Origin of the sequence: Ferdinandcohnia sp. FSL W7-1320, from assembly GCF_038050315.1 — a bacterium.
Taxonomy (GTDB): domain Bacteria; phylum Bacillota; class Bacilli; order Bacillales; family Bacillaceae_L; genus Ferdinandcohnia; species Ferdinandcohnia aciditolerans.
Window position 1 is genome coordinate 4,204,588 of record NZ_JBBPAM010000001.1, and the last position, 14,302, is coordinate 4,218,889.

Consider the following 14,302-nt stretch of genomic DNA (forward strand, 5'->3'; position numbering starts at 1 on the left):
CCTTCGAGCCCTACTCTTAAAATCACATAATTTAACTGCAGTTTTTTATAAACGAATTTTTATAATAGATTAAGATTCAATTAAAACTCTAGAGTTTGTTTCTATTTCCTGCGTGACTGCCCAGATAAACCCAGCTAGTTCTCTTGCCACTGCCGTTACGACTTTCCCACTTTCTTTACCCCTTGATAATAATCGGAAATACTTTTTATGAAGACGATTTTGAGCTTTCCATGATATAGCTTGAACAACGGCCGACTGACCTTCTTGTCTTCTTTTTAATTCTCCTTTTACTGCAGGTTGATATCGATAACTCCAGGCTGCTTCTATCAGAAGACGGCGAACGTGTTTATTCCCTGTTTTCGTAATCTTACCTTGTCTTCGACTCTCACCACTAGAATATTCGCTTGGGATAAGACCTACATATGACATGAATTGTTTAGCCGAGGTAAATCTTTTAAAGGACCCAATCTCTGCCACTAAACTTGTGGCTGTAATAGTTGCCACACCTCTAAGCGATTGAAGTGCTTGAATTACAGGAGCGTGTAAACCTTCGGTTGCTTGGATATCTATTTCTTTCTCTAACCGTTTTATCCGTTGTTCGATCTCTTGAAGTTGATAGTAATATTCTTGGAATACAATTCTAGACGTAGAACGAGTAAATTTTAACTTGTTTAACCATTCCCGATACTTAAGGGTCCATTTGCGAACACCAGTAGGAGGCTTAATATTGTGTCTTAATAAAAACTTAGTGAGTCGATGTTTTGCCCTTAATTCATCCTCTTTGGCATCTTCACGAGCACGAACTAAATCTCGAAGAGCTTCATCGTCTTCAGTTGGTACATAAATAGATGTTAATTCACCAGCACGGAATAATTGAGCAAGCCTAACCGCATCCCTTCGGTCTGTTTTAATCCGTTCTCCTGGCTTAGAAGGGATTAGGGATGGTGCGATTACAAAACACTCTATTCCTAAACTTAAGAAGAAGCGGTACAATGGGTAACCTGTTGGGCCTGCTTCATAACATACCTTTATCTGTTTTTTATCTCCTAATTTCTTAACTAATTTTCTAATAGCCTCTAAAGAGTGTGGGATCATTCCATAATATCTAGGTGCGTCTCTTCCTTCTTCAGCAATCGCAACAGAAATTTTTTCCTTTGAAACGTCTAAACCTACGTATTTTATGGTATCCTTCATAATATAACTAGCTCCTTTCGTAATGTAGCTCTGATTTGGTTTGATTTTTTAATCTCCGTTAAACAGTCTAACCAAATTAACCTACGGGATTACGACAAGGGGCTAGTTTCGTTCATGTTAACTTGTCCCTGTAAATATATGGTGGAACTAGGGGCCCTCTTTCCGATTATATTAATTCTTTAGCAAGTAATCTGTATACATTTAGTCGTTTTTCTTGTGAATGCGGGATGCTACAAATCATTGCTTCGTCAAAGCCATATACCTGCTGCTCTTGACGAAGTCTTTCAGCTACTGCTTTAGCTGATCCAACTAAGTGAAGTTTTTTGCGATTTTCTTGTATCGTCATTCGTTCCACTTCGGTTAACGGATAATCTTGTGCTTCCTCTGGAGTTAACACCTGTCCAAGCTTACCTCTCATCAACCATAGTCGCGCTATGTCATGTGGCAATGCTTCAAACTCAGCTTCCTCTTCTGTCTCTGCAGTGGTAACCATATAGGAAACTGTAATCTGTGGCTTTTCCATGAAGACGGTTGGTTTAAATTCTTCTTTATACAATCCTAGTATATCCTTAGTCATCTCCCCACTGAAAAACTGTGCAAAGGAATAACCAACACCCATTCTTCCTGCCATGACAGCACTGTTTCCTGTTGAACCTAATAACCATGCTTCAGGCAGTACAACTTGAGAAGGGGTTGCGATTGTATTTTTATAGAGTGGATGGTCAGGTACTTCGTCTTTGATCATATACAATGCTTGGTCGAATTTTTCGTACATATTATTAATCATTGGTTGGCGACCTTCAGATAATGCATAAATTGCGTATTGATCCCCACCTGGTGCACGCCCAACTCCAAAATCAATTCTTCCTGGAGAATATGAACTTAATGTTTTGAACACCTCGGCAAGCTTTAATGGGGAGTAGTGCATCATCATGACTCCACCTGTTCCAATTCGGATCCGCTTTGTTTTCGCCGCCAAATGTGCTACAGAAATCTCAGGAGCAGAACTAGCATATGAGCCGGTTCCGTGATGCTCAGCCATCCACATCCGATGGTATCCTAATTCATCAGCCAAGATTGCTAGTTCCTCAGCTTTCTTCAACGCATCCGCAGGAGAATTTCCTTTAGTAATCGGCGCTTGATCAAGAACACTTAATCTCATTTCAGAATACTCCTTTCTATGTAATGGTAACAGGAATCCATGTCTTGTTAGGAAAAATATGGTGGGACGTGGGACCTGTCCCTCTGTCCCAATTTGTCTGTCTCTAAAAATAAAGTGCCAGCATCCTTCAAGGGGCTAGCACCATTTTTGATTTAGTTTGTTTTTGCGAAATCGAGAAATGCTTCAATTTTACTATCTAAAAAGCTTAGTGTTGACTCGTCAACGAGTTGTCCAGTTTGTTCATCCACTTTTTGTTGTACAGTGTTAATTAGAATTTCATTAGCACCTGGAGGTAAAATATTTGCTTGGATACCTGGGGCAACTAAAATATCACGTAAATGCAATTGAGCACGAATCGTTCCCATCATCCCCGGAGTAGCTCCAAGTGTCATGACCGGTTTGCCGATGAATACTTGCTCCACGCGTGATGTCCAATCTAAGGCATTTTTTAATACACCAGGAACCGACCAGTTGTACTCAGGTGTAATAATAATAACACCGTCCGCATTGGCAATGGCTGCTTTAAAATCCTTTACAACCTGTGGCGGATCTAATTCATCATCTTGATTAAAATGAGGTAAAGCACCGATGTCAGGTATTTGCATGTTCAATTTATCCTTATATCGTTCTTGCATGGTTTTAGCGACTTGCATATTAAATGAATTTTTTCTCAAGCTTCCTACGAGTGTTACGATGTTCATTCCTTTTACCTCCCAAGAATTAATAACATTAACACTTTCACATTATAGTAATTTGTCCCATTTTTCAAACACATTGCTCTTCAAGCATTAACCAAGACATAAACCAAATTGACAAAAAAGCGTAAGCCTCCCAGAACAGCAAAAAAAAAAACACCAGCCCCTCCCCACATAGGGTAAGTGACTGGTGGGCCGTAGGGACAGGTCCCTTGCCCAATTATTGCCATGATTCTTCGTTGCAGATGATTGAGGTTTTTTCTTGTAGTTCAGTTAGGTTAATATCTATATCAAGCGGTTGGCTAGATGATAGGAACATTCTTCTTTTTTTGTTTTCTTTCCAAAGTAAAGCTAGCTGAGATAGGTCCATTGTTTCCTCCCATATGGACGGCAAAAATGCAACGCCTTTGTTTTTTACAGAAGTATTGGTAATGAAATCCTGAGAGCCTAAAACAATATCCGGCAAATGGTTTGTTGATTCTATTGAATTAATATCAGATGAAAAACGCAAAATGCCAAAAATATTGTAAAATTTAATGACATTGAAGAGAGGTTTATATATATCCTTACATTCCTCCCATAAAGCAGAATCCAATTGGCCTTCATTAATGAGGATTCCGTCAACCTTTGCGTCACCAAAGGCCTTACACAACCCAATCATTTCTTGGGTTATTTGTGAAGCCCTATTTTTCATTAAACCTATATCTGAAGTGATATCCTCTCCATAAAGGGTTTTAATAATAGTAACTGGACCAGATATCGTAGCGATTATAGGTAGTTCTTTCCCTTGAACTTTAACCAATCGTTCCACCACTTCTTTTACAACTGGTAATCTTCCGCTTTCCAAAAAGTCGGATGATAACAATTCCTGCGAGAATGGTACTTCTATTACCTTAGGCATTTCTTGATCCATCCATACGACGGTTCCTCCAAATGCTTCTGCCTCCAACGACGGGTCCAACGGTAAAATAATAGCATCGTAGCCAAGTAGTTTTTGAGTATTCACTAATGCTGAATAAAAGGTATTCGCATCTTGTAAGATTGAAGGAATTGAAACTTGATCCACTTTTGTTAAGTACGTCCCAACCAATGGGAGAAAAGGAGGTCGAGGGACAGCTCGACCTTTAAAAAATTTTTGAACTAATTCTTTTTTATCCATAGAACAACTCCTTATTATAACAAGTTACATACGAACAATTTGTCGTAAAGGCTCTGCATTCGGCCAGCTTCCATAGTAAATCAGTGCTTCTTCAGGTGGTTGCTTTGAAGACCAATCCACCATAAATTCTTCGTAGCTTTTTCCTCTTCCTAAACGATCCTTTCTTTCCGCTTCTCTTAGCTTGTTTGTCTTTTCTTCATCTAAAGTTAGCGTTTCAGGATCGTAGGATACTTTGTAGATATTTTGGGCTACCCAATCTGAAATGAGTTCATCCTTTAAGTCCTTGATTACATTTTCCGGTTCACGATCAAGTACATCACCATAACCAGCACCACCAGTAGAATTTGCTACATAAATATCACCTTCACTAACAGGAGCGGCTGGGCGTGGTGCGCGCTCAACTACGTAATCTCCATCAATGGAGCGATTTTTCACGAGGTCCGTCGTGTTGACAGGAATATCTGCATCCCCATTTTTCATTTTCTCAAAGTAATTTGCATTTACAATCTTAATTCCAGGATGTGACGGAGGTGGATAACCGCCGAATAACCCTTGTGAGATTGGAACTTTATGATGTTTAATAATCGATTGGTACACTAAGAATGGAACGCCTTTTACAGCCCATGCCACATTTGTACCTGCTCCACCACGATATTTTCCAAAACCTCCTGAATCCTTCCAATGCTTAAAATATAAATGTACATGCGGCTGCTCATTCTCCATATCTTCTACATCCGGAGCTTTCCCCCACCATCCCCAAGGGAATCCAAAGGAGTTATCTCCATCACGATGTGTTCTGGCTCCACTACCTTCACTGTTTAGTACGTTTGCAAGCATATCAGCAAATGGAATGCCCCATTGGTTTTGTCCAGCAATTACAACAGCACAACCACCTGCACCATAACCACTTGTTGAAAGCTCTTTTACACCACTTGCATAAAGCATTTTTGCAAAGGCATTAGACGTTGTCGATAGTACACAGCTGTTTGTAATCGGTGAATTAGCTACGGAGGCATCGACATTCGCGTTTAAAAACGTACCTTGTGGAACAATTACCTTTATGGATGAGAATATACCAGATGATGTTGGTAAATCTGCAAAAGGTACACCAAATAAATAGATTGCTATATGGGCACGTACGATGTGCATAAAACTATTAAATGAACCATCATTCTCTGGTGACGAACCTGTAAAATCAAATGTGAGTGAGTCTCCCTCTTTAGTTAATGTTAGTTGACAACGCATCAATGAGTCGGTTGTTCCCATTGTATCCATGAAAGAAACCGAACGGTATACACCATCCTGCCAGCTTGAAATACGTTTACGAGCTCCTTCTTCTGCTACGATTAACATTTTCCTCATGACACCAACAACAAGATCTACTCCTTTTTTCTCAATGAGTTGTTGGACACGAACACGTAAACGGTCACATGCAGCAACACGTGCCTTGGTGTCAATGATTTGCATTCTTGGCGCCCTTGAAACCATGTTTGCCATCATATTTAACATGTCATTTCTAATTTGATAGTTTTCTCCAATTTTGATTGGTGGCAATTTCATCCCTTCATCTGCACGAGACTTCGCTGTTAGTGGCATACCACCTGGTTCAATCGCACCTGTTTCAGGTTGATGTACCGCTGCTGCCGCCCATGCAATAAGCTCACCTTCATGGAATATTGGCATAACCGCTACTTGGTCTGGATTATGAACCCCTCCATAAAGGGCCTCATTCGCATAGAATATATCGCCTTCATTAATCCCAATTGTAGGATCGTCCTTATAATGCTTAAGAATATATTTAATTCCAATTTGAGTAGTAACAGCGTGTAGGTAAACGCCGCAATAGGCCGCTACAAGGTCACCTTTAGCCGTATATAAACCTACGACTATATCCCCTGAGTGTAGCATAGAGGAAACTCCAATTTTTGTTAAGACTTCTTTTGCCTCAAGCACTAATTGGTTTAACTTTTCACTATATATCTCATATTCACCTGGCTTTAAACTATCAAGGGCCGTTTGCTCAAATTCATCTATTGGTTCTGGATGGATTCGTTCATTAATTCCGAAATCAATCACGCCGTTACCCCCTCAACCATTTTCTTTTCAATTAAACCATTTAAATATTGATCAACTGTATAAACAACATTAGGTGGTAAAACAACAGTTGTATGTGGTGATTCGATTAAGGCTGGCCCCTCAATTTTATTACCACTTCTTAAATCCTCTAGCTGATAAATGTTTGTATCTACAAATCCACCAAGTTCTGGCCAATATGCTTTTCGAGTTCCTTTGATGGCATGGCTTGCGTCTTCACCAGATTCTTCATTTTGAATAAAGTTAAATTTCTCCTGTGGAACGATTGCTTTTAAAACAACATTTTCAATTTCGACTCCGCCTTCAGGGTAAACCGCAATAGAGCTGTAAGCATTTGAGTATTCTTCTGTAAAACTATCCCAAAGATTTTGAACATCAACAGGACTATTTAAGAATATAGTTGGCGATAGGGCCCTCTTAATATTAAGTTGACCACCATATTTCATATCGAGCTCTAGTTGATATTGAATATCTTCCGGATTGAATCCTTCACCCGTAATATCTCGGATTGCTTTTTCCTGTAGATCTCGTACGACTGAATTAAGAGATTCATAGTCGGTTAAAAATTTCTTTGTTCCAGGTTCTAGTAGAATAATGTGTTTGGATTGTTCATAAATGTGCATGACGTCCATCATTGAAGATGAAAAGGCACAGAATACAGGTGATTGCTGTAAAACAACCGTTTTAGGAATATCTGCCTCAAACCCAAAACCTGCACCATGTACAGGACCGCCACCTCCTAAAGCAAACAGCACGAAATCTTTAGGGTCATTTCCTTGGAGAGATGTTTCTTTTTGGATAATATTTGCCATATTCCCGTCACAAACTTTTTTTATGAGATAAGCAGCTTCATAGACATCTACACCTAATGGCTTTGCAATTTTTTCTTCAATCACTTGTTTTGCTTTTTCAATATTTAGCGTTAGGTTTCCTCCATGAAAATAATCTGGATTTAGATAACCTAATACAAGGTCTGCGTCTGTCACCGTTGGTTCCGTCCCACCTTGATCATAGGCTACTGGCCCAGGAAAACTACCTGCACTTTGAGGACCAACTTCAAGTCGGCCTCCGAGCACATCATTAATCCATGCGATTGAGCCGCCACCTGTTCCAATCGATTTACTTTCTAACATTGTCATATCCACTAGCCAGCGATCGATAACCGGTTTAAATTGATAATTATTTGTTTCTCCGTCTACAACTAGCCCAATATCAAAGCTCGTGCCCCCCATATCCGTAACAACTATATTAGGATAGTCATATAATTTACCTATTTGATTACTTCCAATTATCCCAGCAACTGGCCCTCCATTATACGTATTTACTGCCGATGTACGAAACACCTCTGCCATTCCTCCAGTATTATGAACCATTAGAAGTGGATTCTTGTACCCTAAATCGCGTAGTTCATCTCCAATATTCGATAATTCTTCAGCCATCGCCTGGTGAAGATATGCGTTTAAGATCGCCATATTGGAGCGAGTATACTCATATCTCTTAGGCATAACTTCACTTGAAAGAACAACCGGCATATTCCCGAGGTAATACTCTGGATATTCTTCTTCAATGAGCTCCTTTATTCTTTTTTCATGAACAGGATTTTTAAACGACCATAAAGTAGATACAACAAAGCCCATTACTCCCTGATCAACTAGATATTGCAGTTTATCTTTAAAATCTTCTTCATCAAGTGGACGAATTATTTCCCCTGTATAATCAATTCGCTCTTTTACTCCCACAACATTTTCTCTCGGAATTAACGGAATCGGCTTGCTTACTTCGGCAATTTTCCTACTTTCTAATGAACTAATTCCATCTTGCCATTGGCTTCCCTTTCCGATATAAAGAATATCTTCATATCCCTCGGTTGTAATAAATCCAAGCTTTGGCCCTTTTCGTTCGATCAGTTTATTCATTGCAACTGTAGTAGAATAACGAATCATATCCGTTTCTTCCAATAGTTCGTCAAGCTCTAAGTCAAGGAGATCAGCTCCATTTTCAATAGCTTTAATAAAACCGACTGATAAATCATATCCAGTTGTTGGACTCTTAGAAATAACGGATTGATCTCCGTATCGAATAAAGCAATCTGTGAATGTTCCACCAATATCAATATCGATTGTTGCTCTAATTTTTGTTGTCATTTCTTTTTCCTCCTTTACACATTCTTAAATACTTTTTTCTGTCGACTTTCCTCTTCAATAGCTTTTTGTTTTAAAGATTCTAGGTCTATTTGAATGTCATGTGTAATCGGATGTCCAGGTGCTAAAACTTCTGTTTCTACCAACGTACCGCAGCCAGGACAATAAAATTCAACTAAACGAACCCAATTTGCATCAGGAGAAAATGTGTAATTCCCTTCTACATGTGGTTGATGAATCTCGCTTGGATCACGATCATAAATGAGGCAACCTTTCTTATAATTCTCATGAGCTGAATTCAATTCATAATCACATTTATCACATACCCAAACTTCCTTTTGTAAATCCACGGCAATATACTCAGTTATTTTTCTTCTCATCCTTACACCTCCATAATTCCGTTTAAATGTTGGTCCATACTAAACATTGCACCAAGCGGAACAACGATCGTTGTATTTGAGCTCTCTAGAACTGCAGGTCCTTCAATTTTATGACCAGGCTTTAACCCCTCAATGTCATAAATATTTGTATTGATTACATTCCCTTTCCAGTAAATAGGTCTTGTTGATTTCGGTTCTGGAATGGAATCAACCAGCTCTAGGGATGGCAACGCAAAATGAGAGACGCTTACAAAACTATTTAATCGAATAAATTCGATTGCGATTTTGTCGGTACCTAAATGCTTAGCGATTGATTGTAATTCCTCTTTCAGATACTGTTCATTTGTGCTATGAAAAACATCACTAGGTAAATAGAAAATATCTCTAACCTTTCCATCCTCTGAAGCAGCCTCTAAGGAAACTTCATATCGTATAGATTCAGGAGTAAATCCTTCTCCACGCATATCACGATGAGAGTGTTTTTTCATTTTTTCGAGACTAGCATTAGCATTAATAAGGAATTCTCCAATCTCTTGATTAGGACTAAATTGGAAATCGACACGATCCTGATACGTATGGGCAACATCAGCTGTTGATAAACCAAATGCGCTAAATACAGAACTGAAAGGGAATGTAAAAATCTTTTTAATCCCGCTCTTCCTAGCCATTCCAGCGGAAAATAGGCCTCCGCCGCCCCCGAATGAAAAGAGTTGAAAATCCTTTATATTTTTTCCTCTTTCATTAGAAAGCTGTTTTAGTGTGTCAGCACCAATTTGTTCGATTTTATCAACAATAAGTGTTGCCGCCTCTTCATTTGATATATTTAACGGTGTAGCAACCCATTTTTTTATAGCATCGATTGCTTTTTGCTTTGATATTTTTTTTGTTCCACCTAAGAAATAGTCAGGGTCAACGATACCAAGTACGACACATGCATCCGTTACGGTTGGTCTTGTTCCACCTAGCCCAAAACATGCTGGTCCAGGTACTGCCCCTGCACTTTCCGGTCCTAATTGAAGCTCTCCATTTTGAGTAACCTTAGCAACGGTTCCACCTCCACCACCGACCGATAAAACATGGATTAGAGGGGCGTGGACTGGAATTTCCGCAATGCTTGATTCTGTATCAAATGTAAGCTCTCCATTTGAAATTAATCCCACATCTGTACTAGTTCCTCCCACGTCCACGGACATGATATTATCCAGACCATACATTTCACCGATGTATCTTGTTCCCATTAATCCTGCGGCAGGACCGGAGTTGTACGTATCCAATGCCTTTGTTTTTGCGACACGCGCAACACCACCATTGGCGTGAGCGATTAATAATGGTTTTGTATAACCCTTTTGTCTTAACCCCTCATCCGCTTTATATAAATACTTCACCATATCACGATGAAGATAAGCATTAACTACAGCCGCATTTGTTCGAACCCCATTATCTGATCGTGAACTAATATCACTACCAAGTTGAATTGGTTTTGTTCCAAGATAATGCTTTGGAAAATCATCTTGGATAATCTTTCGAACGAGTTTCTCATTTTGATTGTTCGTATGAGCATTTTTTAAGCTGACAACAATTACTCTTGTACCTAGTTCTAATAGCTTTTTTGTTACTCGTCGTACTTCAGCTTCATTAACTTCTTTAACTACTTCTCCACTTTCTGATACTTCTTCATCAATGGAAACAATCATATCTTCTTGTACTAAAAAATTTAAAATTGGGTTTTTACCCTCTTGATACAACGAATCTGCATATCCTTTTGTAACAATTAAACCTAGCTTTGGTCCGGTTCTTTGGATAATTGAGTTTGTACCAACCGTTGTTGAAAGTCTTATAGTTTTCGTTTCTTTTAGGAAATCGCTTACATTTCCATGACCAAATCTTTTAGCACCTTCCATTATGCAATTATTAAAACAAACCGTTAAATCATGTGGCGTCGTTTCCACCTTCACTACTTCAAATCGATCTCCATAGGAAAAGAAGCCATCCGTAAAAGTTCCACCTGTATCAATATCTACAGTGTATTGTGCCATGTAAAACCCTCCCTATATATTAATTAATAGATTTCTTTTACATACTTTGTTTTCATTTCATAACGAGGTAAAGTACCTTCAGGAACTAATTGAATGTCGGCACGAAACATGAGTTTACCTCTTAATGTTACTTCTAATTCCTTTTTTAAATTTTGTAAATCCTCTTCAGAGTTCATTCCATGTTCCACTTTAATTTGCAATGGTGGTTCCACTGCAGGTCCCGGCTTTTCTAATAGGATTTGGATATCACCAGTTGTTTTAGGATAAAAACTACTCACAACATCTTTTATTGCTGTTGGAAAAACGTTCACGCCGCGAATGATTAGCATGTCATCTGTTCGACCGATGCATCGAATTCGAAAACTAGTACTGCCACATGAACATTTTCCGGTTTTTACTGAAATTAAATCTCTTGTACGGAATCTAAGTAGCGGAACACATTCTCTATCAATCGCAGAATAAACTAGTTCTCCTTCACTTCCATCTTCAAACGGTTTGACCTTACCAGTTTCTGGATCGATTAATTCACAGATAACATAATCTGGTGCAACAAAATGCATCCCGTCCCCTGCTGGACATTCTGAAAAAAGAACAGGGGCCATATCCGCATTTCCCATCGCTTCAAAAACTCGAGCTCCCCAATCTTGCTCAATCCTTTGTTTCACTTCTGGCAAACCGCCGCCTGGTTCCCCACCCGTACCAATTAGCTTAATTCCTAAGTCACGAGGATTCATATCAATTGAGCGTATATAATCCGCAAGATAATTTGCATAAGATGGTGTACATAAAAGTACATCAGGTTTTAAGTGTAAGGACGTGGTTACTAGTCGTTCAGAGGCTCCTGTTCCAATTGGAATAAAAGTAGCTCCTAATCTTTCAATTCCATCTTTTAAGGGAAGTCCACCAACGAAAAATGATAACCCCATTGCAAAGATAACTTTATGATGCGGTCTTACACCCGCTGTGTAATATACTCTAGATACAATATCTGTCCATACATCACTATCCTTTTTGGTGATCCCAACATATGTAGGCCTCCCAGTTGTACCAGATGAGGAGTGAATTCTTATAATTTTGTCAAAATCAATACATTGGTGTGTACCTAAATCAGAGGCGTTTTCTTGGCTTTTACGGATCTCAAACTTCTCCGTAAAGGGTAGCTTTTGTAAATCTTCAAGTGTCACAATTTCCATAGGGTGGATTCCTGCCTCATCTAATTTAGAAGCATACATTGGGGAATTTTGATACATATACTGGACTTGCTTGCGTAACTTTTCTTCTTGTAATAGCTTAAGTTTCTCAGGCGATATTTGTTCTTCAACTGATTTTTGATATGAGAACAAGATATACCTCCTTTCCTACTCGATAATTCTATATTTTTAGAATATTATGTGTACATTTTACAGGAAAGAAAACACTATAACCACGTTGTTTACCCACAAAAATAACCGGAATTTTTAACACATCTTTGTCTTCTAGAAACAAAAGATAGGTGATATGTCACAAAAAAAAATGACCATTATGTAAATAGTCATTTTCCTATACTTTGCTATACATCAAATGCTCTAGCCTTAATGCAAGAGATAGACTAAGTCTTACCTCGGAATCTGCTAGATCAAACCCAGTCATATCTGTTATTTTTTCAATCCGATACTTAAGTGTGTTTTGATGTACAAATAATTCTTCGGCAGCCCTCTTGATTTGACCATTATGCTTTAAATAGACTTCTAAGGTTTCTTTTATTTCTTTTGAATTTTTCAATTCATTTAGCTTCTTTAGATAAAGATTCGTGTATGCGCTTACGTTTCTTTCATCAAACATGACCATACTCGAAAGCAATGTCCAACTCCCACACGCTGGAAAATATCCGACATTCCCGAGATGCCTGATTCTAGGAAGAGCACTTAAGATTTGACTTGCCTGTTGATAGGAATGTTCAGTCAGCTCGATTGAATCTACAGATTCACCCACTCCTATGAATACCTCTAATTTCCTAGTCTTCGCATGTAAATCGAGATTCTTCTGTAGTACGTCTTGTAACTTGTAGCTTACATCTAGTATTTCATGTTCTGAATCATGTGAAACAAGAGCAACGATAGCCCCATCTTTGTAAATCTTACACGGATTCCCAACCAACTGTTCTATTTTTAATACGATTCTTTCAGATATTGTCTTAGAACTTAAGTTAATCCATTCGCCATTCTTATAGGCACCAATACGTACAATAGAAATCTTAGGTTTTAAGTTAATTTCCAATGTCTTCAATATGCTATAAGCTTCCTCTACTTTTTCCATATTACTAAATAGTAAACAATCAAAAAGCTGATTTATAAGGTACCTTTCAATTTCGATACGTTTATTTTTTGGTGTTCTTATATGAGACATCTCAAGAGCCGCATTTATTGTTAATCCTAATTGTTCTGATAAATCCATAAGCAAATGTAAATCATCTTGGGTAAAGTATCCATCATTTTTGTTGATAGCGTGCAGAATACCAATTCTTTTATTATCGACCACTAAGGGAACAGTAATGATTGATGTCGCTTTAAATAGTTTTACATAACTTTGGTTAAAACGCTTGTCTGATAGTGCATCGGATGTGATAGCTGGAACCCCAGTTAAAAAAACATCTCTTGCATTACTTTTTTCTGTCAGTGATACACGATACTGTTCAATTATTGAGTCTTGCCATGATCCAAATGCTGGTTTTTGCAGTCTCAGTTCCTTATGTTCAGGATCAAACAACATGATTCCTGCCATTTCCGAATTTAACAATTCTCCAACCTTTTGAACAATTTCGGCCAAAATTTCTTGAAATGAATATTGGTTAACAAGTTTTTGTAATTGAGTCATGAAGTTAAGACTTTTTGACTTTCTTTGCATAATCAAAAATAAGCGAGAGTTTTCAAGAATAATGGGAACTGATTGCATAAAGAAATTGACCATATTAATCTGTTTCTCTGAAAGTTCCTCTTCTTGGTGAGGAATAACGACTAAGACTCCTGAAAAAGTCTTTTGTCTTGCTATGGGGAAAAAGTAGGTAGATTGATCTTTTATGTATCTTAGAGTTTGAAGCTCAATTTGCTGAAATTTTTGCTGTGTCCGCTCAATTAATTCTTTTTTCTCCAATTTGTTCAGATTCTGACTTGATTGAGGGATTAATTGTTTTAAACTTTGGTCAAAAACAAAAAAGATCCCCTTTCCACCACCGACTAGTTTAATACTTTCTAATACAATGGCTTCAGTCAATAAATTCCATTCTTGTATACTGTGGAGATTTTCAATTCCCTTTTGAAGTAATTCAATCTGGTTTTCATTTAAGGTACTATTTTTCATTGAAATTAAAAACCACCTCCCGGCATTTATATTTATTTATAGCCTAAACAAATATGTACGAGGTGTCTCAGAAGATTATGATAATTATAAATTTATATCCTTTAG

The 14,302-nt window shown here is 38.1% G+C and carries 10 protein-coding genes; all 10 read right to left on the bottom strand.

The window, feature by feature from the left end:
* Nucleotides 1-69 precede the first annotated feature (69 nt).
* Nucleotides 70-1,194: an IS110 family RNA-guided transposase gene (locus tag NST91_RS20540; protein ID WP_341331531.1), complete on the bottom strand. Its 1,125-nt coding sequence runs from the start codon at nt 1,192-1,194 to the stop codon at nt 70-72.
* Nucleotides 1,195-1,360: 166 nt separating this feature from the next.
* The gene (locus tag NST91_RS20545) at nt 1,361-2,356 is read right to left on the bottom strand and encodes an MsnO8 family LLM class oxidoreductase (RefSeq protein ID WP_341332631.1); all 996 of its coding nucleotides are present in this window, start codon (nt 2,354-2,356) and stop codon (nt 1,361-1,363) included.
* 152 nt (nt 2,357-2,508) lie between these two features.
* Nucleotides 2,509-3,057, bottom strand: a complete 549-nt coding sequence (locus NST91_RS20550; protein ID WP_341332632.1) for an NADPH-dependent FMN reductase — start codon at nt 3,055-3,057, stop codon at nt 2,509-2,511.
* Between the two features lie 214 nt (nt 3,058-3,271).
* Nucleotides 3,272-4,210: a uroporphyrinogen decarboxylase family protein gene (locus tag NST91_RS20555; protein ID WP_341332633.1), complete on the bottom strand. Its 939-nt coding sequence runs from the start codon at nt 4,208-4,210 to the stop codon at nt 3,272-3,274.
* 24 nt (nt 4,211-4,234) lie between these two features.
* A complete protein-coding gene (locus NST91_RS20560; RefSeq protein WP_121448851.1) occupies nt 4,235-6,286 on the bottom strand; it encodes a hydantoinase B/oxoprolinase family protein in 2,052 nt (683 codons plus the stop codon).
* A complete protein-coding gene (locus NST91_RS20565) occupies nt 6,283-8,448 on the bottom strand; it encodes a hydantoinase/oxoprolinase family protein (protein WP_341332634.1) in 2,166 nt (721 codons plus the stop codon). Before NST91_RS20565 ends, NST91_RS20560 begins: the two co-directional genes overlap by 4 nt.
* A 14-nt stretch (nt 8,449-8,462) precedes the next feature.
* A complete protein-coding gene (locus NST91_RS20570; protein ID WP_341332635.1) occupies nt 8,463-8,825 on the bottom strand; it encodes an acetone carboxylase subunit gamma in 363 nt (120 codons plus the stop codon).
* A 2-nt stretch (nt 8,826-8,827) separates the two neighbouring features.
* On the bottom strand, nt 8,828-10,861 hold the full coding sequence (locus NST91_RS20575; protein ID WP_341332636.1) for a hydantoinase/oxoprolinase family protein: 2,034 nt from the start codon (nt 10,859-10,861) through the stop codon (nt 8,828-8,830).
* 23 nt (nt 10,862-10,884) lie between these two features.
* Nucleotides 10,885-12,204: a phenylacetate--CoA ligase family protein gene (locus tag NST91_RS20580; protein WP_341332637.1), complete on the bottom strand. Its 1,320-nt coding sequence runs from the start codon at nt 12,202-12,204 to the stop codon at nt 10,885-10,887.
* A gap of 196 nt (nt 12,205-12,400) precedes the next feature.
* Complete coding sequence (locus tag NST91_RS20585; RefSeq protein ID WP_341332638.1) at nt 12,401-14,197, bottom strand: helix-turn-helix domain-containing protein; 1,797 nt, start codon at nt 14,195-14,197, stop codon at nt 12,401-12,403.
* Nucleotides 14,198-14,302 lie beyond the last annotated feature (105 nt).

Coding starts and splice junctions, on each gene's coding strand:
- NST91_RS20570 (WP_341332635.1), bottom strand. CDS start 8,825: ATGAGAAGAAAAATAACTGAGTATATTGCCGTGGATTTACAAAAGGAA.
- NST91_RS20565 (WP_341332634.1), bottom strand. CDS start 8,448: ATGACAACAAAAATTAGAGCAACAATCGATATTGATATTGGTGGAACA.
- NST91_RS20555 (WP_341332633.1), bottom strand. CDS start 4,210: ATGGATAAAAAAGAATTAGTTCAAAAATTTTTTAAAGGTCGAGCTGTC.
- NST91_RS20575 (WP_341332636.1), bottom strand. CDS start 10,861: ATGGCACAATACACTGTAGATATTGATACAGGTGGAACTTTTACGGAT.
- NST91_RS20545 (WP_341332631.1), bottom strand. CDS start 2,356: ATGAGATTAAGTGTTCTTGATCAAGCGCCGATTACTAAAGGAAATTCT.
- NST91_RS20540 (WP_341331531.1), bottom strand. CDS start 1,194: ATGAAGGATACCATAAAATACGTAGGTTTAGACGTTTCAAAGGAAAAA.
- NST91_RS20585 (WP_341332638.1), bottom strand. CDS start 14,197: ATGAAAAATAGTACCTTAAATGAAAACCAGATTGAATTACTTCAAAAG.
- NST91_RS20550 (WP_341332632.1), bottom strand. CDS start 3,057: ATGAACATCGTAACACTCGTAGGAAGCTTGAGAAAAAATTCATTTAAT.